Source organism: Algihabitans sp. (assembly GCF_965226985.1).
GTDB lineage: Bacteria > Pseudomonadota > Alphaproteobacteria > Kiloniellales > DSM-21159 > Algihabitans.
Genome location: NZ_OZ245712.1, coordinates 991,520 through 1,014,206 on the forward strand (window position 1 = coordinate 991,520; position 22,687 = coordinate 1,014,206).

At 64.0% G+C, this 22,687-nt stretch carries 22 protein-coding genes and 3 pseudogenes; 15 read left to right on the forward strand and 10 right to left on the reverse strand.

Translation table 11 applies throughout. The annotated features are described in order from the left end of the window. Positions 1 to 31: 31 nt before the first annotated feature. Both ACO054_RS04385 and hutU read right to left on the reverse strand, forming a co-directional pair. A complete protein-coding gene (locus ACO054_RS04385) occupies positions 32 to 949 on the reverse strand; it encodes an alpha/beta fold hydrolase (RefSeq protein WP_421709231.1) in 918 nt (305 codons plus the stop codon). Continuing rightward, positions 946 to 2,664 (reverse strand): urocanate hydratase, encoded by a 1,719-nt coding sequence (gene hutU / locus ACO054_RS04390; RefSeq protein WP_421709232.1) that lies wholly within the window; start codon positions 2,662 to 2,664, stop codon positions 946 to 948. Before hutU ends, ACO054_RS04385 begins: the two co-directional genes overlap by 4 nt. An 86-nt stretch (positions 2,665 to 2,750) precedes the next feature. On the opposite strand from hutU, the gene hutG reads away from it, so the two are divergent. Next, the gene (hutG, locus tag ACO054_RS04395; RefSeq protein WP_421709233.1) at positions 2,751 to 3,560 is read left to right on the forward strand and encodes an N-formylglutamate deformylase; all 810 of its coding nucleotides are present in this window, start codon (positions 2,751 to 2,753) and stop codon (positions 3,558 to 3,560) included. Positions 3,561 to 3,570: 10 nt separating this feature from the next. On the opposite strand, the gene ACO054_RS04400 is transcribed toward hutG, so the two are convergent. Then, positions 3,571 to 4,335, reverse strand: coding sequence for an AraC family transcriptional regulator (locus ACO054_RS04400; protein ID WP_421709234.1), 765 nt, complete (start codon positions 4,333 to 4,335; stop codon positions 3,571 to 3,573). Between the two features lie 96 nt (positions 4,336 to 4,431). On the opposite strand from ACO054_RS04400, the gene ACO054_RS04405 reads away from it, so the two are divergent. The 3 genes from ACO054_RS04405 to ACO054_RS04415 all read left to right on the forward strand — a co-directional run bounded on the left by ACO054_RS04405 (position 4,432) and on the right by ACO054_RS04415 (position 7,778). Then, entirely contained in the window at positions 4,432 to 5,640 is a 1,209-nt protein-coding gene (locus tag ACO054_RS04405; RefSeq protein WP_421709235.1) for an MFS transporter, read from the forward strand. Between the two features lie 409 nt (positions 5,641 to 6,049). After that, complete coding sequence (locus ACO054_RS04410) at positions 6,050 to 6,688, forward strand: HAD family hydrolase (protein ID WP_421709236.1); 639 nt, start codon at positions 6,050 to 6,052, stop codon at positions 6,686 to 6,688. A gap of 514 nt (positions 6,689 to 7,202) precedes the next feature. Further along, a complete protein-coding gene (locus ACO054_RS04415; protein ID WP_421709237.1) occupies positions 7,203 to 7,778 on the forward strand; it encodes a GNAT family N-acetyltransferase in 576 nt (191 codons plus the stop codon). Here the strand turns inward: ACO054_RS04415 and hutI are convergent. Continuing rightward, a complete protein-coding gene (gene hutI / locus ACO054_RS04420) occupies positions 7,761 to 9,005 on the reverse strand; it encodes an imidazolonepropionase (protein WP_421709238.1) in 1,245 nt (414 codons plus the stop codon). The two genes, ACO054_RS04415 and hutI, sit on opposite strands and share 18 nt — an antisense overlap. A 96-nt stretch (positions 9,006 to 9,101) precedes the next feature. Between hutI and ACO054_RS04425 the strand changes: the two genes are divergently transcribed. Continuing rightward, positions 9,102 to 10,490 (forward strand): formimidoylglutamate deiminase, encoded by a 1,389-nt coding sequence (locus ACO054_RS04425; protein WP_421709239.1) that lies wholly within the window; start codon positions 9,102 to 9,104, stop codon positions 10,488 to 10,490. A 165-nt stretch (positions 10,491 to 10,655) separates the two neighbouring features. Next, complete coding sequence (locus tag ACO054_RS04430) at positions 10,656 to 11,270, forward strand: hypothetical protein (RefSeq protein WP_421709240.1); 615 nt, start codon at positions 10,656 to 10,658, stop codon at positions 11,268 to 11,270. A 43-nt stretch (positions 11,271 to 11,313) separates the two neighbouring features. Here the strand turns inward: ACO054_RS04430 and ACO054_RS04435 are convergent, their stop codons facing one another. Further along, entirely contained in the window at positions 11,314 to 11,655 is a 342-nt protein-coding gene (locus ACO054_RS04435; RefSeq protein WP_421709241.1) for a DUF2794 domain-containing protein, read from the reverse strand. A 59-nt stretch (positions 11,656 to 11,714) separates the two neighbouring features. Next, positions 11,715 to 12,254 (reverse strand): hypothetical protein, encoded by a 540-nt coding sequence (locus ACO054_RS04440; RefSeq protein WP_421709242.1) that lies wholly within the window; start codon positions 12,252 to 12,254, stop codon positions 11,715 to 11,717. A 162-nt stretch (positions 12,255 to 12,416) separates the two neighbouring features. On the opposite strand from ACO054_RS04440, the gene ACO054_RS04445 reads away from it, so the two are divergent. From ACO054_RS04445 to ACO054_RS04465, 5 genes and pseudogenes are all read left to right on the forward strand, one after another. Then, positions 12,417 to 13,064, forward strand: a complete 648-nt coding sequence (locus ACO054_RS04445; protein WP_421709243.1) for a tetratricopeptide repeat protein — start codon at positions 12,417 to 12,419, stop codon at positions 13,062 to 13,064. Positions 13,065 to 13,077: 13 nt separating this feature from the next. Next, complete coding sequence (locus ACO054_RS04450; protein WP_421709244.1) at positions 13,078 to 14,412, forward strand: PQQ-binding-like beta-propeller repeat protein; 1,335 nt, start codon at positions 13,078 to 13,080, stop codon at positions 14,410 to 14,412. A gap of 101 nt (positions 14,413 to 14,513) precedes the next feature. After that, on the forward strand, positions 14,514 to 15,926 hold the full coding sequence (gene der, locus ACO054_RS04455; RefSeq protein WP_421709245.1) for a ribosome biogenesis GTPase Der: 1,413 nt from the start codon (positions 14,514 to 14,516) through the stop codon (positions 15,924 to 15,926). 101 nt (positions 15,927 to 16,027) lie between these two features. Beyond that, a pseudogene (locus ACO054_RS04460) lies at positions 16,028 to 16,147 on the forward strand (hypothetical protein); the annotation flags it as partial. A 24-nt stretch (positions 16,148 to 16,171) separates the two neighbouring features. Continuing rightward, positions 16,172 to 16,443: pseudogene (locus ACO054_RS04465) on the forward strand (IS5/IS1182 family transposase); the annotation flags it as partial. Positions 16,444 to 16,529: 86 nt separating this feature from the next. On the opposite strand, the gene ACO054_RS04470 reads toward ACO054_RS04465, so the two are convergent. Then, the gene (locus ACO054_RS04470) at positions 16,530 to 17,561 is read right to left on the reverse strand and encodes a GNAT family N-acetyltransferase (RefSeq protein ID WP_421709246.1); all 1,032 of its coding nucleotides are present in this window, start codon (positions 17,559 to 17,561) and stop codon (positions 16,530 to 16,532) included. Further along, positions 17,558 to 18,151, reverse strand: a complete 594-nt coding sequence (locus ACO054_RS04475; protein WP_421709247.1) for a TetR family transcriptional regulator C-terminal domain-containing protein — start codon at positions 18,149 to 18,151, stop codon at positions 17,558 to 17,560. The genes ACO054_RS04470 and ACO054_RS04475 overlap by 4 nt, the downstream gene beginning before the upstream one ends. Positions 18,152 to 18,160: 9 nt before the next feature. Between ACO054_RS04475 and ACO054_RS04480 the strand changes: the two genes are divergently transcribed. The 3 genes and pseudogenes from ACO054_RS04480 to ACO054_RS04490 all read left to right on the forward strand — a co-directional run. After that, on the forward strand, positions 18,161 to 19,429 hold the full coding sequence (locus tag ACO054_RS04480) for an MFS transporter (RefSeq protein WP_421709248.1): 1,269 nt from the start codon (positions 18,161 to 18,163) through the stop codon (positions 19,427 to 19,429). A gap of 439 nt (positions 19,430 to 19,868) precedes the next feature. Further along, a complete protein-coding gene (locus ACO054_RS04485) occupies positions 19,869 to 20,531 on the forward strand; it encodes a LysE family translocator (protein ID WP_421709249.1) in 663 nt (220 codons plus the stop codon). 15 nt (positions 20,532 to 20,546) lie between these two features. Further along, positions 20,547 to 20,630 (forward strand): annotated as a pseudogene (locus ACO054_RS04490) (IS5/IS1182 family transposase); the annotation flags it as partial. 22 nt (positions 20,631 to 20,652) lie between these two features. On the opposite strand, the gene ACO054_RS04495 reads toward ACO054_RS04490, so the two are convergent. Together ACO054_RS04495 and ACO054_RS04500 are read right to left on the reverse strand one after the other, a co-directional pair. Beyond that, positions 20,653 to 21,294 carry a uracil-DNA glycosylase gene (locus ACO054_RS04495; protein ID WP_421709250.1) on the reverse strand — a complete coding sequence of 214 codons (642 nt, stop codon included), beginning with the start codon at positions 21,292 to 21,294 and terminating at the stop codon, positions 20,653 to 20,655. A 45-nt stretch (positions 21,295 to 21,339) separates the two neighbouring features. Continuing rightward, positions 21,340 to 21,978, reverse strand: coding sequence for an NYN domain-containing protein (locus ACO054_RS04500; RefSeq protein ID WP_421709251.1), 639 nt, complete (start codon positions 21,976 to 21,978; stop codon positions 21,340 to 21,342). 170 nt (positions 21,979 to 22,148) lie between these two features. On the opposite strand from ACO054_RS04500, the gene folK reads away from it, so the two are divergent. After that, positions 22,149 to 22,664 carry a 2-amino-4-hydroxy-6-hydroxymethyldihydropteridine diphosphokinase gene (gene folK, locus ACO054_RS04505; RefSeq protein WP_421709252.1) on the forward strand — a complete coding sequence of 172 codons (516 nt, stop codon included), beginning with the start codon at positions 22,149 to 22,151 and terminating at the stop codon, positions 22,662 to 22,664. Positions 22,665 to 22,687: the final 23 nt, after the last annotated feature.

The window sequence follows — 22,687 nt, forward strand, 5'->3', positions numbered from 1 at the left end:
TCGCGCCGGGCCTGATTAGCACCTGCCTGCCTCAGGCGGAGACCGGCCCGAGTGCCTCGGCCAGAAACGTCAGGATCGCCTGGGTGAAGACATCGTTGCGGTCGCCCGCAACCATGTGACCGGCGTTCGAGACGTCGACTAGTCTGGCATGGGGTACCAGACCGAGAAAGTGAGCCGCCTCGTCCTCGGTCACCAGGGTGCTGAGGCGGCCGCGCACCAGCAGAGTCGGCATGGTCAGGCGGCGCGCGGCGGCATCCAGGCTCGGTTCGTCCAGGCTCGACTGGATGTTGCCCGGTCCCTCGACGAAGGCCGGGTCCCAATGCCAGCGGAGCCGGCCGTCGCCGTCCCGCCGCAGATTCTTCGCCAGGCCGGCCAGGTCGCGTGGGCGTGGACGGTGGGGCAGGTAGCGGGCGACCGCGTCGGCGGCCTCCTCCAGATCGGTGAAGCCGTGCTCCAGGTCGGAGGCCATGAAACTTAGTACCTCCTCCACGCCTTCCTGGCGCAGGCGTGGCGTCACGTCGACCAGGATCGCGCCGGCGAAGGGCGTTGGTCCGCCGGCCTCGGCCGCGACGGCGGCGGCGGTCATGACCGCCAGACCGCCGAGCGAGGCCCCGATCACCACCGGCCTCTGCCGGAAGGCGGCGGTTACGTCCAGCAGGTCTTCGGCGAAACAGCGGATGGCGTAGTCCTGGTCCGGTGCCCAGGCGCTCTGGCCGTGGCCGCGCTGGTCGAGCGCCACCGCCCGCCAGCCGGCCTCCGCCAGACGCCGGGCGGTGGCCTTCCAGGCGGCACGGGTTTGTCCGCCGCCGTGCAGCAGAAGGATCGGCGGCGCCGTCGCCGCGCCGCGATCTTCACCGGCCAGGCGCAGGCCGGCGCGGCTGCGGAAGACGATGTCCCAGACCTCTGGCGTGACGGTCGCGGTCGCGTCCCCGCGCTCCTGCCCGCTCATTCCGCCTCCAGCATCGGCAGCTTCAGACCCTGTTCGCGGGCGCAGGCCTTGGCCAGGTCGTAGCCGGCGTCGGCATGGCGCATGACGCCGCTGGCCGGGTCGTTCCAGAGAACCCGCTCGATCCGTCGTGTGGCGTCCGGTGTGCCGTCGCAGACGATCACCATGCCGGAATGCTGGGAAAAGCCCATGCCGACCCCGCCGCCGTGATGCAGGGACACCCAGGTGGCGCCGCTGGCGGTGTTGAGCAGGGCGTTGAGCAGCGGCCAGTCGGACACAGCGTCGGAGCCGTCGAGCATGGCCTCGGTCTCGCGGTTGGGGCTGGCGACCGAGCCGGAGTCCAGATGATCGCGGCCGATCACGATGGGCGCGCTGACCTCGCCCTTCGCCACCATCTCGTTGAAGGCGAGTCCCAGGCGATGGCGCTGTCCCAGTCCGACCCAGCAGATGCGCGCTGGCAGACCCTGAAAATGAATCCGCTCTCGCGCCATCTCGAGCCATCTGTGCAGGTGCGGATCGTCGGGGATCAACTCCTTCACCTTGGCGTCGGTTTTGTAGATGTCTTCGGGATCGCCGGAGAGTGCGCACCAGCGGAACGGCCCGATCCCCCGACAGAACAGCGGCCGGATATAGGCCGGCACGAAGCCGGGAAAGTCGAAGGCATGCTCCTCGCCCATCTCCAGCGCCATCTGGCGGATGTTGTTGCCGTAGTCGAGGGTCGGTACGCCGGCACGGTGGAAGCCCAGCATGGCTTCGACCTGTCGTTTCATGGATTGCTTAGCGGCCGCGGCCGTGCGCTCAGGATCCGTCTCCTGCGCCCGCTCCCAGTCGTCCAGGCTCCAGCCGGCCGGCAGGTAGCCGTGTAGGGGATCGTGGGCGCTGGTCTGGTCGGTCACGGCATCGGGCCGCACCCCGCGCCGCAGCAGCTCGGGAAAGACCTCGGCGGCATTGCCGAGAAGACCGACGGAGACGGCTTCCTTGCGGGCGCAAGCCATGTCGATGATCGCCAGCGCCTCCTCCAGGCTGTCGGTCTTGCGGTCCAGGTAGCCGGTCTCCAGCCGCCGCTCGATCCGGCTTGGCCGGCACTCCACCGCCAGCAGGCTTGCACCGGCCATGGTGGCGGCCAGGGGCTGCGCGCCGCCCATGCCGCCCAGCCCGCCGGTCAGGATCCAGCGGCCCGACAGATCGCCGCCGTAGTGCTGCCGCCCGACCTCCACGAAGGTCTCGTAGGTGCCCTGCACGATTCCCTGGCTGCCGATATAGATCCAGGAACCGGCGGTCATCTGGCCGTACATCATCAGGCCGAGCTTATCGAGCTTCGAAAAGTGCTCCCAGTCGGCCCAGTGCGGCACCAGGTTGGAGTTGGCGATGAGCACGCGCGGCGCGTCGGCATGGGTGCGGAAGACGCCGACTGGCTTGCCGGACTGCACCAGCAGCGTCTCGTCCGCCTCCAGGTCTCGCAGCTCCGCGACGATCCGGTCGAAGGAGGCCCAGTCCCGTGCCGCCCGGCCGATGCCGCCGTAGACCACCAGTTCCTCCGGTTTCTCGGCGACTTCGGGGTCCAGGTTGTTCATCAGCATGCGCAACGGCGCCTCGGTCAGCCAGGACTTGGCCGTCAGGTCGCCGCCGCGTGCGGCGCGGATGCGGCGCGCGTTGTCGAGCCGAGGATTCTCCTGCCGAACGGTTTCGGTGTCTGGCGCAGCGGTCTGATCGGGCATGGCGACGGACTCTCCTTTGGCGGCCACGGCGATTCAGCCTATAGCAATCCCCTGGGCCAAGACGATGGCCCAGCGAAGGGGAGTTCATGGAAAACGACAGTCAGACTTACAGCTTCAACCCCGGCACCACGCCGCTGCTGGTCTCCATTCCTCACTGCGGCACCCTGGTGCCGCCGGAGCTGCTTTCGAGCTTCACCTCCGAGGCCAAGCTTCTCGCGGACACGGATTGGTATGTGGATCAGCTTTACGGCTTCGCCGCAGAGCTGGGGGCGAGTGTCATCGCGGCGCGCTGGTCGCGCTACGTGATCGATCTCAACCGTGCACCTGACGGCCAGGCCCTTTACCCCGGCGCGAACAATACCGAGCTCTGCCCGGTCACCACCTTCGACGAGCAGCCGATCTATCTCCCCGGCAGCGAACCGGACGTGGCCGAGATCGGACAGCGCCGGGTGACCTATTGGGAGCCCTATCACGCCAAGATTGCCGAGGAGATGAACCGCCTGCACGCCCGGCACGACGTCGCGGTGCTCTGGGAAGCCCACTCGATCCGCCGCCAGGTGCCCCGCTTTTTCGAAGGTCGCCTGACCGACCTCAACCTCGGTTCGCTTCAGGGGCGCAGTGCCGCGCCTGAGTTGATCGCCGCCGTTGCCGAGGCGGGCCGAAGCGGCCCCTTCGCGCTTGATGTCGACAGCCGGTTCCAGGGCGGCTACCTGACCCGCAGCAACGGCCGCCCGGCGGAAGGTCTGCATGCCTTGCAGATGGAGCTGGCTCAGGACCTCTACATGGAGGAAACCCCACCCTTCGCCTATCGGGAGGATCTGGCAGCGGACCTGCAGCCCACCTTGCGCAAGATGCTGGAGGCGGTGTTGGGGTGGGCGGCAGGCTTCACCGGCTAGCGGTGCCGCCCTATCTGTTTGAATCACCCTCCGCGAAGTAACGGCCTGGCGTCGTCCCCAAGGCCTCCCGAAAGGCAGCGATGAAGGCGCTGACGCTGTCGTAGCCGACCTCGAAGGCGACGGTCGTGACCGGCGCGCCGCTGCCGAGGCGTTCCAGGGCGGCGAGTAGGCGGGCCTGGCGACGCCATTCGCGGAAGGTCAGGCCGGTCTCGGCGCGGAAACGGCGGATCAGGCTGCGGCGGGATAGGCCCAGTTCCAGGGCCCAGTGGTCGAGGCTGCGGGCGTCCTGAGGATCGTCCTGTAGCCTGGCGGTAAGGCGCTTGAGTCGTGGTTCCCTGGGCTGCGGCAGGGCGAGCGGCAGGGCTTCGCTCGCGGTCAGTTCTTGAAACAGCAGTGCCTGCAGGTGTGGGTTCCCGGCGGCGGCAGGATCGTCCGCCAGCCTGACCAGAATTTCGCGCAGCAGCGGCGACAGGCTGTAGACCCGACAGACAGGCGCGAATCCGCGCGGCGCCCTGCGCAGGTAGATCGTCCGTAGCGCGACGGCCGTGTGGCACTGCAAGGCGTGCTCGCGCCCTCCCGGCATCCAGAGGGCGCGGCCCGGCGGCACCACCCAGACGGCCTCCTCGCTAGTGACTCGCAGGACGCCGCTGGCGGCATGAATGACCTGATGGCTGTCGTGACTGTGGGCCGCGATGCAATGGCCGGCGGGGTGATCTGCCGCCAGTCCCAGGACAGGCGGTTCCGCACCGAACTCAGGAGATGGCGTGTTTGGCACTTTGGCGACAGTATTTGGCTGCATAGCGTGAGAATGATGAAGCCGATAGCGCTAGCCTGTCCAGGTCTCAGGCACTCATCAGATCCGGAATAAGCCTTGCCCTCGGAAAGCCTTCTTGCCGCATCACAGGATAGCCCGCGCGCCGCCGCCGGGCAGCTGGCCGTGCTGCATGCCGCCCATTTTGCCTGCCACTACAAGCTGTTGATCTTCCCCACGGCCGTCATCGCCCTGGAGCGGGCCTGGGGACTCGACTACGGTGCGGCCCTGGCGCTGGGCACGCCGCTCTACGTTGCTTTCGCCCTGGCGACGCTACCGGCCGGCTGGCTGGGCGACCGCTGCAACGGCGACCGGCTGATCGCTCTGCAGTTCCTCGGTTCCGGCTTGGCGGCCCTCGCTGCCGGTCTGGCGCAGACGCAGCTCCAGTTCATGGCGGCTCTGGCCGCCCTCGGCCTCTTCGCCGCGATCTATCATCCTGTCGGTCTGGCGATGGTCACGCGCCTGAGCGCGCGGCGTGGACGGGCTCTGGCGGTCAACGGCGTGTTCGGCAACCTGGGGCTCGCGGCGGCGACGCTCGTCACGGCCCTGCTGGCGGAGGCCTATGGCTGGCGGAGCGCCTTTCTGGTGCCGGGTGCGGTTGCGACGGCGGCGGGCGCCCTGCACCTGCTGCTGCGCAGGGCGCCGCCGTTGCCGCCGGCCAGCGAAGAGGCACGGACGACACCGGCGGCCGTTTCGGTAAGCCGCCGAACCCAACTCAGGGTGCTGGCGGTGGTGCTGTCGGCCGCGCTCTTCAGCGGGGTGGTCTTCAACGGCGTCAGCGTTTCGCTGCCGAAACTCTTCGACGAGCGGTTGGACAGCCTGGCGCCGGGGTTGGCGCAGGTCGGTGGCTACGGGGCCCTGGTCTTCGCCGTCGCCGCTTTCGCGCAGCTGCCGGTAGGCACGCTGCTCGACCGTCTGGGCGGCCGGCCGGTGATGTTGGGGCTCTACGCCCTGGTGATTGTGGCGTTGATCCTGCTGTCTCAAGCAGTGGGACCGGCAGCCCTGCCTCTGGCGGTCGTCGCGGTCACGCTGATGTTCGCCGGTATCCCCATCACCGGCTGGCTGATGGGCCGCTACGTGGCCGTGGCCTGGCGCTCCCGCGCCTTCGCGCTGGAGTACGTCCTGGCCCTAGGTGTCAGTTCCTCCGTGGTGCCGGCCATGGCCGCCCTGCATCTGGCCGGGCAGGGCTTCGACCGCCAGTACCTGCTCTTCGCCGTCTGCGCCGCCGTGGTGGTCAGCGCGGCCAGCTTTCTGCCGAGGCGGTCCTAGCTTAAAGCGGTGCGAACTTAGGGGTATCGCCTACGATAGGCGCCGTATGCGGTGAGCCGTTGGATATCAGAGGAAGACCGATACCCTGATCGTTCTCTGGGGCCTAGAGCCTTTGTGGTTACATGGGCCAACCATCTGAGATGAGCGAGAAGATGACGGCTATTTAAAGCAGCCATCATTGCAGGGTCGTTCGCTGCGCGCGCCGCAAGCGCAGGTCTACACGCCGGAAAAGGCCTCCCGGGTTACGCTCCACGACGACGACCCCCTCGCCAGCTAGGCACGATGGAACACTGGAGCTAGGTAGCTTCGCTGCCTAGCGGAAGCTTGTCATTCTGATGACGGTCCCATGATAGCGTTTGACATCTCATGAGACCGGTTTCTGAAGTCAAAACTCCTTGGGACGACACTCATGAACGTAATTTTCGATATAGATGGCACGTTGGTTCATAGTAGCAATTTCGATGGTGCCTGCTTTACTGCCGCAGTGCGCGATGTGCACGGAGATGTTTCTATCCGTTCTAATTGGGACAGCTATACCCATGTGACAGATCAAGGGTTGATCGAGCAGATAGCCATCGAGAACAGGCTGGTCGATGCACGTGTGGACGATGTTAAGACTCGATATGTCGCTCGTGTTGACGCACATCTAGCACATGCTCCCGAGGACTGCATTGCGGTTTCAGGAGCGCAGGCAATGCTGCAGACGCTGCAGCCGCACCATCGTTTGGCGTTGGCCACCGGAGGTTGGCGTGATGTACAAAAGATCAAACTCGCTAAGGCTGGGATTGCCGCTGATCTGCCGATGTTCAGTTCTGACGGTATTGCACCGCGTGTAGCTATAATGGCCGCCTGTTACGCTGCAATTGGTGATCCCGAAACGGATACGCTCTACGTGGGTGATGGCGAATGGGATATGCGTGCCTGCAGTGAGCTAGGATGGCATTTCATCGGAATTGGGATCCGTCTAAAAGGTAAATGCGAAAAGTGGGTCGAGGATTTTACCTGTCCCAGTTTTTTCAGATATTTAGAAATGATTGATAACCACTAGACCTGCCGTATCATAGCCTTGAGATGCGCTTTTGGGTGTTACTCGGCAAAATCATTAGGTTCGACAGTTGAGCCAGCGCAGCCGGCCAGTGGAATGGCCCGACGTCGCTCCCCGGCGTCCAAGGAAAATGTACCCCTGGGAGCCTTTGCCTCTACGAGGTCACCGAACGAAGACTGTTGTGGAAGTAATTTGAGACAAGGTCGCTAGGCTGCCGTTTTGCCGGTGATGCGATAGCCGCTGTCGGCGGTGTGGATGCGTGTGATCGGTCTCCATCCGGTCTGCGCGCCTGGCCGCCATCTCACTACGCGCGTCCGTACGGTCATTGATTATCTGGCACATCACGTCGGCGGCGGTATCGGATGACCGCCCGGGTCGAGAGGAAAACGAGGAAGAGTATTTTGAAACGCAGGCGACGCGCCCCTCCGTTGTGCGAAGCCACAATCGTCTTAAACTGTAATAAACTGAAGCCTTCGCTTCATCGAGACCTCTCCGCCAACGCATCAATAGGACCGCAGTGACGATTTCAGACTTCGATTTCCAGCCGATCTTGACGGGCAAGGCGATCGCAGTTCGGCCTCTAGCCAAAGGAGACTTCGAGGCTCTTTTTGCGGCCGCCAGCGATCCCGCGATCTGGGCTGGGCATCCCGCGAAGGATCGCTATCGCCGAGAGGTCTTTGCGGCGTACTTCGCCTTTCTGCTCGACAGCGGAAAAGCGCTGATCGTCCTTGAGCGCGGATCTAGATCCGTCATTGGCTGCTCCAGCTACTACGTTGCCCCGGACACGCCGGATAGCGTCTCCATCGGCTTTACGTTTTTAAGAAGATCGCACTGGGGCGGACAAACGAATTTTGAACCCAAGCGGCTGATGCTCGATCATGCTTTTCGTAGTGTCCGGGATGTTTGGTTTCACATCGATCCGACGAACGTTCGCTCGCAGAAGGCGACGGCGAAACTTGGTGCGGTCCACGCCTATGATACGATCCTGGATCTCTCCGGCACGCCGGTCGAGTGGATGTGCTTCCGCCTCGGCAAGGCCGACTGGGACCGGACATGCGAAGTGGCCGCCGTCGTTTCAGGCCGTGGCCGCTAGTTGTGGCCGTCTCCCGGCCTGGACCGCGAAGGCCAGGGGATTGAAGCCCATCCGGTAGGCCAGCTCGCCGGGGCGCTCGATATCCCAGATTGCGAGGTCGGCGGCCTTGCCGATCTCCAGGGTGCCGTGGCTCTCCGCCATGCCCAGGGCCAGCGCCGCGCTGCGCGTAAAGCCCGTTAGGGCCTCCTCCGGCGTCAGGCGGAAGAGGGTGCAGGCCAGGTTCATCGTCAGCAGCGGCGAGGTCAACGGGGCACTGCCGGGGTTGCAGTCCGTCGCCAGGGCCATGGGCACGGCATGACGGCGGAAGGTTTCGACGGGCGGCAATTGCGTCTCGCGCAGCACGTAGAAGGCGCCTGGCAGCAACACGGCGACGGTGCCGGCCTCCGCCATGGCGGCGACGCCGTCCTCGTCGGTGTATTCCAGATGATCGGCGGAGAGGGCGCCGAAGCGCGCGGCCAGCGCGGCACCGCCCAGATCAGACAGCTGATCGGCGTGCAGCTTGACCGGCAGGCCCAGCTCGCGGGCGGCGGTGAAGAGCCGCGCCGTCTCCTCCGGCGTGAAGGCGATGCCCTCGCAGAAGGCATCGACAGCGTCCGCCAGGCCGCTGTCGGCCAGGAGCGGCAGCATGGCAATCACCGCCTCCAGGTAGCCGGCGCGGTCCTCGCCGTACTCCGGCGGGACGGCGTGGGCACCCAGGAAGGAGGTACGCACGGTCACGGGGTAATCGCTGCCCAGGCGCCGGGCGACCCGCAGCATCTTGGTTTCCGCCTCCAGCGTCAGCCCGTAGCCCGACTTGATCTCGACCGTGGTGACACCCTCTCGCAGCAGCGCTTCCAGACGGGCGCGCGCGGCCTCCAACAGGTCGTCCTCGCTGGCTGCGCGGGTGGCCGCCACCGTGGCGGCGATGCCGCCGCCGGCGCGCGCGATCTCCTCGTAGGTCGCGCCGGTCAGCCGCAGTTCGAACTCTGCCGCGCGGTCGCCGCCGTAGACCAGATGGGTGTGGCAGTCGATCAGACCCGGCGTGACCCAGCGCCCCTCCAGCGGCAAAAGTTCCCTGGCGTTCCGATGCGGTAGGTCGTCCGTCGGCCCGATCCAGGCGATGGCGCCGTCCTTGACTGCCAGCGCCATGCCCTCCAGTGCGCCGTAGGGAACGCCCGTCTCGGTCATGGTGGCCAGCCGGGCGTCGGTGAAGAGCAGGTCCCAGGTCTCTGGCGCGCGGTCCGACATGGCGGAGGGGGCTCCCGTTTGCGGTCGATGCGGCAATGCTCTATGCGGACAGGGTGCGTCAGCCTCGCCAGCTTAGCGCCGCCTTGGAGCAGGTCCATGATCTTGCAACGCCTTTTCGCCGAACAGGCTCTCTTACCGGACGGTTGGGCCCGCGACGTCCTGTTCGAGATCGATGCCGAAGGCAATCTGTCGGCGGTGACGGTGGACAGCGCCGACGGCGGTCGGGACGTGCCGGTGGAGCGGGCGGCCGGGCCGGTGGTTCCCGGCCTGCCCAATCTCCACAGCCACGCCTTTCAGCGGGCGATGGCGGGCTTGGCCGAGCAGGCGGCGAACCCGGAGGACTCCTTCTGGACCTGGCGGGAGCTGATGTACCGCTTCGTGGACCGCCTGGACCCGCCGCAGATCGAAGCCATCGCCACGCAGCTTTACATCGAACTGGTCAAGGCCGGCTACACGGCGGTCGGCGAGTTCCACTATCTCCATCATGGGCCGGACGGAGTGCCCTACGCGAACCGGGCCGAGACAGGCAAGCGCCTGCTGGCGGCGGCCCGGACGGCGGGTCTTGGGATCACGCTGCTGCCGGTGCTCTACGGCTACGGGGGCTTCGGCGGCCGGGCGACCGGGGCGCAGCAGCGGCGGTTTCACAACTCGCCCGAGGGCCTGTTGCGGATCCTCGAGGCGCTGCGGGTCGAGGCCTCGGGCGATCCTCAAGTCCGCATCGGTCTGGCGCCCCATTCCCTGCGGGCCGTCACGCCCGAGACTCTCGGGGAGATCCTGCGGGGACTGGACGCGCTGGACCCGACCGCGCCTTGCCACATCCATATCGCCGAGCAGACTCGGGAGGTCGAGGAGTGTCTCGCCTGGAGCGGTCGCCGGCCGGTGGCCTGGCTGCTCGACGAAGTGGATGTCGATGGCCGCTGGTGTCTGGTCCATGCCACCCATATGGAGCCGGCAGAGACCGAAGCGCTCGCCCGTAGCGGCGCGGTCGCCGGACTTTGCCCGACCACAGAGGCCAACCTGGGCGACGGTCTGTTCGACGGTCCGCGCTACTGGGCGGCCGGCGGCGCCTGGGGAATCGGCTCCGACAGCCATGTCTCGCAGAGCCCGCTGGAGGAGTTGCGCCTGCTGGAGTACGGACAGCGGCTGCGGGACCGGCGGCGCAACGTGCTGCGCGGCGCGGCGCCGGGGGTAGGGGCGGAGCTTTATCGCGGCGCCATGGCGGGAGGCGCCCAGGCGCTGGATCGCCCCATCGGGCGGCTGGCGGCGGGCTGTCGCGCCGATCTACTGGTGCTCGATGCCGAGACGCCGGCGCTGATCGGCCTGGAAGGCGACCGGCTGCTCGATGCCTTGGTCTTCGCCGGCAATATCAATCCGGTGCGCGACGTGGCGGTCGGCGGTCGCTGGGTCGTCCGCCAGCGCCGGCACGCGGCCGAAGAGCGCGCGTTGCGGGACTTCGCGGCGGCGCGGCGAGCGCTTCTGGCTTAAGCCACGGCGACAGGCTAGAGCAGGATCGCCTTAGGTGTGAATCCTACTCTCGTCATAAGGTCTAGAGGGCGATTCACGTCTCAGGTGGAAGCGTTTGGCTTCCACCTGAGACGATCGCGCTCTAGTTTGGTGTGGAGAGCCGTTTCAACTTTCGCAAAGTGACGTATGAGCCGAGTCGTTCTGCCTGCCGATGCCGATACGGTCGCCGGCGCCCTTGCCGACATCCAGCACCGCCGCAGCTACGTCGAGGCGTTGGTCGAAACGATGGAGGCCCAGCCCACCCCGGAGCCCGAGCGCTACGGCGATCATGACGCCTGGTACCTGGCGGCTCTGCAGGACGGCCTCTTTCGCCGCGTCTTCGTCGTAGAGTACCGTGCCTGGCGCAGCCGCATCCGTGACCTGGTGCGCGATCAGCTCTCGGCTCAGGGCCTGGACTCGGATCTCTGGCGCCCGGCCGAAGAGGCTCGCGATGCGGCAGCCTTCGTTTTCCAGGTGCGCCTGCTGCTCGGCGACGAACTGGACTGCGAACTCGATGCCGAAGTCTGGGCCGGGCTCCAGGAGCTGGCGGCCGTGGCCGAGGCGATTGCCGAGTCCTCGCGCGCGGCGCGGCTGGAACTGGCCGATCGTTTTCCCGACTACTTCTCGGATCTCGACGTCTTCGGGGACGGTGATCCCACCGGGCGCCTGACCCTCTCACACGCATTGGCGCAGCGCGCCTTTGCCATTGCCGCGGCCTTCTGGACCGCGCTTCCTTACGAGACGGTGAGCGAGCCTTCGTGAGGCTGGCGCGCGAGCGGTGCGGTGGCGGCGTTCGGCCGCTCGGTTACACCACCACCCGTAGCTTCTTTTCGAAGATCCGCAGGCATTCGGTCAGGCTGCCCGAGCGCGCAAGCCGCTGATGGTCCGACAGGACGAGGTATTCGGTCTGTTTTCCGGCGGTGCGCTTGGCGACGGCGTAAAGGGGCCGTTCGTGAGTGCTGCGGAAAACCGAGAAAACCGCGATTCCGGGACGATGGTCGATGGCATAGTCGCGCCACTCGCCGCTGGCGACCCGCTGGGAATAGGCGGAGAGCAGTTGATTCAGCTCGGTTCGGGTGAAGTAGGTGGCTTTCGCGCTCTTTTTGGCCGGTCGGCGATATGCCTCGAGGCGCATCAGATCGCCCATAAAGCCACGCTCCCCCGTTTCACCAAAGTCCGCCCACCGGCGCGCGGTAGGCCATCGTGTCAGTTTTCTTTCGCTTGTTCAGTTTCGCCCAAAACCTCCGAGAGGTCCAGGCCGGTGAGGTCGATGGCCGGCCGCGGCTCGACGAGATCGGGGGCGTAGGTGACGCGCTGTGCGTCGCTCGCCTGGGGGTCGGGCCGCGAGTAGCAGGTCACGTTGCCGAGTGTGCGATAGCAGTGCTCGGTCTGCATGACATAGGGTTCCTGAACGCAGAAGCTCTCGCCGCGGCTGGAGCGCACGAAGGAGCAATCGCGGTCCAGCGCGGCGCTCAGCGCATGGTCCGTCATGGTCTTGTCGGTCGCCACCAGAGTGACCACGCTGGCCCCGGTGGCCAGCAGGGTCGGATCGCAGGCGCCTAGGGCAAACACCAGGCCCGACGCGGCCAGAAGTCGTTTGCCGGATGCGGCCAAAGTTCGGTCGAAGGGTCGAGACGTACTCATAACAAGTGAGGGTAAGGCTCTGTTGGTAAAGGAAGGCTTGCCATCCGACCGGAATTCTACGGTGGTCGGGTCTTCCTGCTGCGCCGGGGGGCTGTCGAGCATGCGGGGGCGGGGATGTCCCCGGGATGGCGAGCCGTAGAGTTGTCACCGGCTCGCCGAGCCTTTATCAAGCCGACTCCTGGGTTTCGGTGTCCGACTGAGTTTCGTTGGGACCGGGCTCAACGAAACTGCCGCGAGCCGCGGCTTGCGACGAGGGAGCGCCTGTTGAGCGATATTTTCCGCGAGGTGGACGAGGAGGTCCGTAAGGAGCGCTTCGAACGCCTGGCCAAGAAGCATGGGCCCTGGATCCTGGGCCTTGTTCTGGGGGGATTGGCTGCGCTCGGCGGCTGGCAGCTCTGGCAGCAGTGGCAGCAGGAGGAACGCCTCGCCGCGGCCGCGCGCTACCAGGTGGCGCTGACCCAGGCCGCGGCCGGCGACGAGGTGGCGGCTCTGTCGTCCTTCGAAGAAATGGCGGCGGACTCGACCGAGTCCTACGGCCTGCTCGCTGCCTTCCAGTCGGCTCGTCTGCGTGTGGAAGCTGGCGATCTCGAGGGAGCTCTCGACGTTTGGGACCGCTTGGCGGAGGACTCGGACGTGCCGTCGTCCTGGCAGGGCGCCGCCCGCCTGCTTGCCGCACAGCACGCGATCGGCGAGCGGGACCGTGCGGAGGTGGAGCAGCGCCTTGCCCCCTTGCTCGAACCTCAGTCGCTCTATCGTCCCGCTGCCCTGGAACTCTCGGCCCTGGCGGCCCTCGCCGACGGAGATGTCGAGGAAGCGAGAACCCGCCTGGAAACCCTGACGCAGCTTAGCGAGGCACCGCAGTCGATCCTGAACCGTGCCGCTCGCCTGCTCGACAGCCTTATCGCTTCCTGACGGATTACCGCCGATGATTCGCTGCTTTCACCGCTCGACCTCCATCGCTGCCCTGCTTCTGGCCGGACTCCTGCTGCCGGGCTGCAGTACCGTAGACGACTGGTTCAGCGAAGAGCAGGAACTGCTGCCCGGCGATCGGCTGGCGGTGATGCTCGACGATCAGGTGATCGAACCCGATCCAGCTATCTCAGGGCTGCAGATCGGCCTGCCGCCGGCTCGCGCGAACGCCGATTGGCCGCAGCCCGGTGGCGGACCGCAGCAGGAGATTGCGCACCTGGCCTTGTCCGAGGGCCTGCGGCTGGCCTGGTCCGTCGACCTTGGCGAGGGCGAAGACGACGACGCCAAGATCCTGGCTGAGCCGGTGATCTCGAATGGCCGGGTCTATGCGATGGATGCGCGCTCGCAGGTTTCCGCCCTGGAAGCCGCTAGCGGCCGGCGTCTCTGGCAGATCGAACTGGAGGCAGAGGACGACAGCTTCTTCGGGGGCGGGGTCGCGGTCGCGGGCGACCGGGTCTTCGTGACGACCGGGTTCGGCGGGATCTTCGCGCTGGAGGCCGGCAGCGGCGCCATCGTCTGGCAGACGGCGGCGGCAGCTCCGGTGCGCGCTGCCCCCAGCTATGCCGACGGCCGGGTTTTCGTCATCACGCTGGACAACCAGACCCTTGCCCTGGATGCCGAGACGGGCGAGCAGCTCTGGCAGCACAACGGAATTCAGGAGATCGCCGGTCTGGTCGGCGCGGCGCCGCCCGCCATCGACGGCAGTGTCGTGATCGTCCCCTACACCTCTGGCGAGGTCTTCGCGCTTCTGGCGGACAGTGGTCGCGTCCTCTGGTCCGACGGCCTGATGTCGGCACGGCGGTCGGCTCAGGTGGCCGGACTGGCCCACATTCGGGCTATGCCGGTGATCGACCGGGACGTGGTCATCGCGGTCGGCCACTCCGACCGCACGGCGGCCATCGATCTGCGCCGCGGTCTGCGCGTGTGGGAGCAGGAGCTGGGCGGAACCTCCAGGCCGTGGGTCGCCGGCGATTTCATCTTCATGTTGACCAACGATTCCCAGGTCGTCGCCGTCACTCGCAATCGCGGTCAGGTCCGTTGGGTGCATCAGCTCCGCCGCTACGAGGACGAGGACGATCTGGAGGACCCCGTCGTCTGGAGCGGTCCGGTTCTGGCCGGCGACCGGCTTCTGCTCGGCAGCGATCTGGGGACGGCGGTGGCTTTGTCGCCCTACAGCGGCGAGAAGGTCGCTGACTTCGACCTGCCGGGTCCCGTGGCCGTCGGCCCCGTCGTCGCTGACGGTGCGCTGTTCTTCGTAACCGAAGGCGGCCGCTTGTTGGCTTACCGCTAAAGCGAGTTGCTGGCCGCGCTTGGGCGCGGGCCTGGACAAGTCGCGCTCGGCGGCCCCATATGCGCGGCGTCTCAGCCGCGGAAAGCAGCAGCGCAGTCCTCATGTCCTTCACCGTCGCCATCGTCGGTCGGCCCAACGTCGGCAAGTCGACCCTCTTCAACCGCCTGGTCGGCCGGCGTGCGGCCCTGGTCGACGACCAGCCGGGCGTCACCCGCGACCGGCGCGAGGGGCAGGGGCGTCTCTACGAGCTCGAGTTTCGCGTGATCGATACGGCGGGCCTGGAAGATGCGCTCGACGACTCCCTGGAGGCGCGGATGCGCCAGCAGACCGAGCGCGCCATCGCCGAAGCGGATCTCGTTTTCTTCCTGATCGATGCACGAGCCGGCGTCACACCGCTGGATGCGCACTTCGCAGACCTGTTGCGCCGGGCGTCGGCCAAAACGCTTCTGCTCGCCAACAAGTGCGAGGGGCGAGCGGCGGAGGCCGGGATGCTGGATGCCTACAGTCTCGGCCTGGGCGAGCCGCTCGCCATTTCGGCCGAGCACGGCCTGGGCTTCGGAGACCTGCATGAGGTGATGCGGCCCTACGTACCGCAAGGCGAGGAGGACGCGCTGGCGCTTCCGGCCGAGGCGGCAAGCGAAGAGGACGAAGAGCTGGAGGCCGAGCGCGACTACGGCCCGCTGCAGATGGCGGTGGTTGGCCGCCCCAACGTCGGTAAGTCCACCTTAATCAACCGCCTGGTCGGCGAGGAGCGCCTGCTGACCGGTCCGGAGGCGGGGATCACCCGCGACGCGATCGAACTCGACTGGGCCTTCCAGGGCCGACCCGTGCGACTGGTCGATACGGCGGGGCTCCGCAAACGGGCTAGGGTCGAGGACAAGGTCGAGCGCCTGTCCGCCGCCGATACGAAACGCACCATCGATTTCGCCAACGTCGTCGTGCTGCTGCTCGACGGTGCCGTCGGCCCGGACGAGGCTCCTCTGGAGAAGCAGGATCTCACGATCGCCCGTACGGTGATTGAGGAGGGGCGGGCGCTGGTGATCGCCGTCAACAAGTGGGATGCCTGTACGGACCGGATCGGCGCCATGCGGCTGCTGCGCGACCGCCTGGAGCGATCCTTGCCGCAGACCAAGGGGGTGTCGATCGTCCCGGTTTCGGCTCTTCAGGGCCGTGGTCTAGACAAGCTGTTGGAGGCCGTCTTCGCAGCCTATGAGGTCTGGAACGTGCGTCTGCCGACCGGCCAGTTGAACCGCTGGTTGGAGACCGCGACGGCTCAGCACCCGCCGCCGGCGCCCGGCGGACGGCGGATCCGCGTCAAGTACGTGACCCAGGCGAAAACCCGGCCGCCGACCTTCGTCGTCTTCTGCTCGATGCCCAAGGACCTGCCGGACAGCTATCTGCGCTACCTGGAGAACGCCCTGCGCCAGGATTTCGATCTTCCCGGAACACCCATCCGGCTCTTCGCACGCGCCGGAGAGAATCCCTATGTGAAGAAGGGGCGGCGTCGACGCTAGAGCGGATCCCGGCCTAAGGGTTCTGTATCGGCGGCCTCTCGGTCGGGACTCGTTCCGGTGTCGGCTTTACCAGGGTCGGCTTCACGGGAAGGGAGACGGTCATGGCCGAAAGCAGACAGAAACCCCGGATCGACGTGGTGGATCTGAGCGAGACGCTCGAGGTCCTGTTCAACGGCGTGGCGGTGGCACGCAGCAGTCAGACGAAGGTTCTGTTCGAGAGCAGTCTGCCGGCCCGCTACTACGTGCCGGCCGCCGATTTGGTGCATGGCGACAAGGGCTGCGACAGCAACGCCGTGCGCCGGGAGATCGAGGCCAAGGGCGCCGCGCCCAACATCCCGCCCAAAAGGTCAACCGCCGCTGGAAAAGCTGCTTCTCGCCTTACCTGTACCGCAGCCGCAACGGCATCGAGCGCATGCTCAACCGGCTGAAGGACTTCTGCCGCATCGCTACCCGTTACGACAGGCTCGCCGTCAACTTCCTCGCCGTCCTCCAGATCGCCGCCGTCGTTAGCTACTAGTTATAAGTCCCAGCCCTAGCAAGCGAACGGAACCACAACCCACTGAAATCAGTTAATTCTTTTCAGGTTAGGCTCTACGTCACTCGTCACACTTTGGATGAGTTGTGGGTGACGCCGGAGGCATCGGACATCTGACGGGTCATTTCGAGCCATGCCGGGCGAAAGCCTTGACGTTTATAGAGACGGATCGCATCCAGGTTGGGATAGATCGCACCGATCATCAGGTCATTGACGCCGACTGAGGACAGCCGTCTTTGAACAGAGGCTAACAAAGCCGATCCGATGCCTCTGCCTCGCAGGTGATCGGCAACGACTAGCACTCTGACTTCCGCCAAGTCTCGGCCAGTAAGCCGAGTCTCGGCCATTGTCGTCTCATTTCGCGAGATCGTGGTGCAAGCTACAGCAATCGGCTCCCCTGCGTCCTCGATCCACAGCAGTATCCCCTCAGTTGCTGTGCGCTGAAACAGCCGCCTAATTGCATCCCACGAAACTTCATCAGAAACGAATGGCCCCAGCTCTGGAGCGACTCTTTGATGATGATGATGCAGCGTAAGCCATAGCGAACGCAGTCGATCAACTTCGGCCGGTGCCGCGGTTTTGATGCCCGCATTCGAAAAGCTTTTAGAGACCGGTGGTGAGCGACCAAACCGCGTTAGAGTAAGCCAAGTGGGGGCAAACCCCCGTTTCGCGTGAAAGTCGACTGCCTCGCTATTGCCGGGAATAACGCCAACCATCTGGTTTAGGAAACCTCGCGCTGCCACCGAAGCATCCACAGCTTCTGACAACATCGAGCCTATATGCCTGCCGCGATACTCCTGCCGGACAAACAGTGTGGACAGTTCTACGACGTCAACATGCGCGACGAAGGTCGCGGGGCGATACGTCGGTCGGACGCTATAGACAGCGTAGCCGACATCAATGCCGGCGTCCTGAACCAGAAAACCTCCGCCTCGTCTCCTAAAAGCCTCTTCGTACTGAGTGCGCCGCCCAATCCACGATGTTCTTGCTTCTACGTATGGCGCCAATTCAGGGGCAACGCTTTGATGGTGGGCGTGGAGCAAACCCCACAACGGTTCGAGGCGATCGAGATCCTCTCTTGCTAGCGGTATGACTTTCATTGGGAGGGCTCGGTCAGAAGTGCCGGCAAGAGTATGCCCAAGAAGGCATCCAGGCTGTCAGGCCTACGTTCAACTTTCGCTCTTAGCAGAGCCCCCTGCCAGGCATCGATAATGACTGCAGCCAGAACCGTAGCGGAGATATCGTTGCGAACCTCGCCAGCATCTTGAGCTTCGGCAATGGGCCTCGACAGAAGCAGGGCCCACTCCTTCAGGAGTTCCGCTAAACAAGGGCGAACAGTGTGGTTTGTCGGTGCAAGTTCCACGCTAAGGTTGCCAATCAGACAGCCTCTAGCAAACCCATCTTCTACGCCCATTCCGTGAAGCAATAAAAAGTAATTTCTAATTCTATTTCTCGGTGATTGACCCCGGTCGTCGAGGATTTCTGTAAGCTTCGAACGAATCTCAGAAAAGTAGAGAGTGAGAATGGCAAGAGCAAAATCTTCTTTGCTCTTAAAGTGATTGTAGAAAGAGCCCTTCGGGGCGCCGCCTGCGGCTGCTATGGCCGCCACGCCAGTGCTGGTGAACCCATTCCGGTGCACCAACTCCAACCCATTATCCACAATATCTGAACGCTTGCTATGAGCTACCATGCTATCAAGATGACCGACCGTCTTGCCATCATTCGTAACACGATCGACCAAAAACGCCAAACGTGGATGCATATGGTGCAGCCCTGCCCGACCTCTCAGACACGCGATAGCCGGCCTGCTTTCTGGGCTGCTGCCTACACGCTGTTTGTCTTGCTGATGGGGACAAACCTCGCGACCCCGCTTTATTATGTCTATGCTGTTGAGTTCGGGCTTTCGCCGCTCGTCATAACGCTTGTTTTTGCCGTCTATGTTGGCGCGCTGGTCCCGTCTCTGCTCATCGCTGGCCCGCTATCCGACACCATCGGTCGACGCCGCGTCCTCTGGCCAGCCATTATCTTGGCAACGCTGGGCGCGCTCGCCTTTGCCACCGCCAACAGCGTTACGTGGCTTCTGCTCGCTCGTATCCTGCAAGGTCTGGCGGTAGGTATCGCTGCAGGCACCCTCACCGCAGCTCTAAGCGAGTTGGAACCACACGGTAACAAGCGTCGTGCGATGCTGATTTCGACCTTGGCGTCCTTAGGAGGGTTGGCGGCCGGGCCGCTGGTTGCAGGGATGCTGGCTCAGTATGCGCCAGCGCCCTTCGTGCTTCCCTTTTTGCTGGAAGCGGCGCTGCTGGGTGGGGCGGCAGCAACGGTAGCGTGTTTTCCGAATGTGCGCTCCGCACAGAAATGGCGTCTCCGCCGCCCATCGATACCGCCCTCGATGCGTGATGAATTCTCAGTCAGTGGAGCCGCCAATTTCATGGCTTTTTCTGTGCTGGGCGTGTTCCTTAGTCTCGTGCCTACGTACATCATCGAGTTATCATCGGATGTAAACTTAGCCGTTACCGGAGGCTCAGTTGCTTTAATGCTCGGGTGCTCCTTGGCAGCCCAAATTTCAACACACGGTAAGCAACCATTTCACTTGCAGAGGGCCGGGGTACTATTGCTGTCAGCTGGGCTGTTTCTGTTAGCCATTGCGGGTGCGAAGGCATCGCTGACGTTGATGCTTCTCGCTTCAGCTATAGCAGGAAGCGGTCACGGTATGACCTTTCTCGGTGGGTTGACAGAGATCAACCGACTGGCACCGGCCGACCGCCGCGCTGACGTTCTGTCGAGCTTCTATGTCGTCATCTATCTTGGTTTCGGGATCCCGGTGATTGGCGTCGGGCTTCTTGCCAATATCCTGGGCGTTCTGCCGTCCGTCCAGATCTTTGCGGCTCTCCTTCTCTCGCTCTGCATCCTACAGATCAGATCGATGGGTCGACGGAGGAGACGCCTGAGCGAACTCACGTCTTGAGATCAGCAGACGCTGTTTTAGGTGCTGCCGCATCAGTATCGCCAAATGTGACCAGCCTCGCTCGAACGAGGCTACTTTGGATGGAGGATTGGCTCGTTCGAAGGAGAAGAGAGACTGATGGGAAACGGTATCGTCCCGAGGAGACTGTCTCGAAGTTGCGTGCTGCGGAGTTTCTGCTGGTCGAAGGGATTAACACCGGCGAGGTCGTTCGACGTTTCGGCGAGCTGCAGATGACCTGCTAGTGCTGGCGGAAAGAGTAGGGTCGGATGACGGTCGACGAGGCCCAAAGGCATTTTCAGACAGGGGAGTTGACGCCTTGATCGTACCGATCAGTAAAGGGGGGCTAGCCTCCCGAAGAGTAGAGTATTCATAAATAAGAAATTTCTGACATACGGCAGGGGCCGGTATGTGGTGCTGATCTGAAGCCACAGGGGTAAATATGCTTCAAGTTATTGACCCAGTATCGCAGTTGTTGCCGTTTACATTGGCAAGTATTGCTCTCGCCGGCACACCAGGGCCTGGTTGGATGTATACAATCAATCGAACTCTAGCGTTCGGTAGGGCGGCCGGCATTGTTTCAAGCTTTGGAACGGCATTTGGTATTTCTGTTCACGTGTTGGCGGTGGCCGTCGGTGTCTCCGCTCTAGTGCAGACTTCGGCCGTCGCTTTCACGATTCTCAAAATCGTTGGAGCTATCTATCTTTTCGTCCTCGCCTACCGCGCTTTGAAAAATGATAGCATTATGAAGCCTCGATTGTCAGAGCGACCGCTTCAGCTTAGACGCATTTTCCTTGAGTCGGCTCTTGTCAATATCACTAATCCAAAAGTCGCACTATTCATGCTCGCCCTACTTCCTCAATTCATTCGCCCGGCAGAAGGACATGTAGCAGAGCAGCTTGCAATATTGGGGTTGATCTATCTGCTGGTTGCAACCGTAGTCCTCGTTTTGGTTGCTTTGGTGTCAGAAGCTATAGCTCAAAAAATAAATGCGTCAGTTCTGTTTAGAAAAGCCATCCGATGGATGACTGCGGCTGTATTCGGTTCGTTTGGTATCGGGCTATTACTCTCTCAGCAAAGGAGCCTCTTGGACTGGGGCCCATAACAGGGTTTCCACTGACGTATCCCCACACGCTACGACCGGCTCGCTGTGAACTTCCTCGCTGCCGCCCAGATTGCTGCCATCGTCAGCTACTGGTTATGAGTCGCAGCCTTGATGCGGGGGGTCAGTCGAAAGGCTTCACCCGCTTGGCAAGGCCGGCGATCACGGCATCGAACATCTCCGGCGTCAGGCGCCGGGTGTTCTGATTGTAGCGCGAGCAGTGGTAGCTGTTTGCCAGCCAGGGCAAGCCGTCCGCCAGATCGTGGAAAGCACCATGCAGGAACGGTTTGGCCGACTTCTTAAAGCCAAGCGCTGCGAGGGTCGCCGTATGGGCGATCTGGCCGAGGGCAAGCACGCCCTCCAGCTTCGGCAGACCTTTAAGCTCCGCCTCCAGGAAGGGTCGGCACTCCGCGATCTCCGCCGGGGTCGGCTTGTTTTCCGGCGGCACGCAACGCACGGCGTTGGCGATCCGGCAGCCGATCAGCTCCAGACCGTCATCCTTGTGCTTGGCGTAGCTTCCGCGGGCGAAGCCGTGGCGCTGCAGAGCCGCGTAGAGCAGATCGCCCGCGAAGTCCCCGGTGAAGGGGCGCCCTGTCCGGTTGGCACCGCGCAGCCCGGGTGCCAGTCCGACGATCAGCAGGCGGACATCGCCTTCGCCGAAGCTCGGCACCGGTCTGTTGAAGAAATCGGGATGGGCGTCGCGGTTAACCTGCCGAAACTCGGTCAGACGGGGGCAGAGCGCGCAGTCAGGATCTGGTGTCAGCACGATGGGGCTACGGCGTCAGCGAAGAGCGGCGTCATTCCGGCGACGTCAGGTGTCTTCGTACTCGTCCTCGACCTCTTCCATCGAGTCCGCGGTCACGGCGTCGCCGTCCTCGGCCGGGCGATCGTGACGTTCGCGTTGACGCGGATGGTCGGCGGGAAGCTGTCGCTCGACCGAGGTTTGCAGATCGCCGAGGTCGATGAAATTGTCCGCTTGGCGCCTTAATTCGTCGGCGATCATCGGTGGCGACGAGCGGATCGAAGAGATGACCGTCGCGCGAACGCCTCGACGTTGCACCGCCTCGATCAGGCTGCGGAAATCGCCATCGCCTGAAAACAGCACCACATGATCCAACCGATCGGCCATCTCCATCATGTCGACGGCCAACTCGATATCCATGTTGCCCTTGATCTTTCGCCGTCCCATGGAGTCCGTGAACTCCTTGGTCGGCTTGGTGATCATCGAATAACCGTTATAGTCCAGCCAATCGATCAATGGCCGGATCGGAGAATATTCTTGATCTTCGACAAGTGCCGTGTAGTAGAAGGCGCGCACAAGGCGGCACTCTCCAGCAAACAAATTGTAAAGGCGTTTGTAATCGATATCGAATCCCAAGGTGCGAGCGGTGGCATAGAGATTCGCACCATCGATGAAAAGCGCGACGCGCTCTTCCGGATAGAACTGCATTGCTTTGGGAACTCCAGCTACAATCGTAAAAAACAACAAAGTGGGGCGTTGCGGGTGACAAATAAATTGTCAAATGCCGGCGCCGGAACGCCGGCCGCGAACTTGGCACTTCCGTTTCGGACGAGCAAGCAAAACTCGACTGGAATCCCTAGGGGTCGCAGGTCTTTTTAATGATATTCATCGCTCTTGGTTCAAATCTCTCACATGAACTGTACGGCCCGCCGTGTCGCGTTCTTGAGGAAGCGCTTGGTCAGCTTGACGACGGGGCCCTTTCGGTGCGGCGACGCTCCCGCTGGTATCGCTCGCCCCCCTGGCCGCTCTCGGATCAGCCCTGGTACGTGAACGGCGTCGCGGAGCTGGAGACGAGCGATGGCCCACGGGACACCTTGGCGAGACTTCACGACCTGGAGGCGGCTTTCGGGCGCCGACGAGGTTTGCGCAATGCGGCCCGGGTTCTCGACCTCGATTTGATCGACTGGCATGGCCGCGTGCTGGAGGAGCTGGAGGGTCTCTGCCTCCCGCACCCGCGCATGCAGGACCGGGACTTTGTCCTGCGTCCGTTGGCCGAACTTGCACCGGACTGGCGCCATCCGGTCACAGGCCGGTCGATCGGCGATCTGATTGCAGACCTGCCGCCGGGGTCCGAGGCCGAGCCGATCGAGGACCGGGTGAGTTCGCTCCGCTGACCCCGGGCTCCGTGACCACGGTG

What these genes read in the sequence shown, in the direction of transcription:
- hutI (WP_421709238.1), bottom strand. Translation starts at nt 9,005, where the DNA reads ATGTCGGACCGCGCGCCAGAGACCTGGGACCTGCTCTTCACCGACGCC.
- ACO054_RS04470 (WP_421709246.1), bottom strand. Translation starts at nt 17,561, where the DNA reads ATGAAAGTCATACCGCTAGCAAGAGAGGATCTCGATCGCCTCGAACCG.
- ACO054_RS04500 (WP_421709251.1), bottom strand. Translation starts at nt 21,978, where the DNA reads ATGCAGTTCTATCCGGAAGAGCGCGTCGCGCTTTTCATCGATGGTGCG.
- ACO054_RS04385 (WP_421709231.1), bottom strand. Translation starts at nt 949, where the DNA reads ATGAGCGGGCAGGAGCGCGGGGACGCGACCGCGACCGTCACGCCAGAG.
- ACO054_RS04410 (WP_421709236.1), top strand. Translation starts at nt 6,050, where the DNA reads ATGAACGTAATTTTCGATATAGATGGCACGTTGGTTCATAGTAGCAAT.
- ACO054_RS04435 (WP_421709241.1), bottom strand. Translation starts at nt 11,655, where the DNA reads ATGGGCGATCTGATGCGCCTCGAGGCATATCGCCGACCGGCCAAAAAG.
- ACO054_RS04450 (WP_421709244.1), top strand. Translation starts at nt 13,078, where the DNA reads ATGATTCGCTGCTTTCACCGCTCGACCTCCATCGCTGCCCTGCTTCTG.
- ACO054_RS04480 (WP_421709248.1), top strand. Translation starts at nt 18,161, where the DNA reads ATGACCGACCGTCTTGCCATCATTCGTAACACGATCGACCAAAAACGC.
- folK (WP_421709252.1), top strand. Translation starts at nt 22,149, where the DNA reads ATGATATTCATCGCTCTTGGTTCAAATCTCTCACATGAACTGTACGGC.
- der (WP_421709245.1), top strand. Translation starts at nt 14,514, where the DNA reads ATGTCCTTCACCGTCGCCATCGTCGGTCGGCCCAACGTCGGCAAGTCG.
- hutG (WP_421709233.1), top strand. Translation starts at nt 2,751, where the DNA reads ATGGAAAACGACAGTCAGACTTACAGCTTCAACCCCGGCACCACGCCG.
- hutU (WP_421709232.1), bottom strand. Translation starts at nt 2,664, where the DNA reads ATGCCCGATCAGACCGCTGCGCCAGACACCGAAACCGTTCGGCAGGAG.
- ACO054_RS04425 (WP_421709239.1), top strand. Translation starts at nt 9,102, where the DNA reads ATGATCTTGCAACGCCTTTTCGCCGAACAGGCTCTCTTACCGGACGGT.
- ACO054_RS04440 (WP_421709242.1), bottom strand. Translation starts at nt 12,254, where the DNA reads ATGCTCGACAGCCCCCCGGCGCAGCAGGAAGACCCGACCACCGTAGAA.
- ACO054_RS04485 (WP_421709249.1), top strand. Translation starts at nt 19,869, where the DNA reads ATGCTTCAAGTTATTGACCCAGTATCGCAGTTGTTGCCGTTTACATTG.
- ACO054_RS04475 (WP_421709247.1), bottom strand. Translation starts at nt 18,151, where the DNA reads ATGGTAGCTCATAGCAAGCGTTCAGATATTGTGGATAATGGGTTGGAG.
- ACO054_RS04430 (WP_421709240.1), top strand. Translation starts at nt 10,656, where the DNA reads ATGAGCCGAGTCGTTCTGCCTGCCGATGCCGATACGGTCGCCGGCGCC.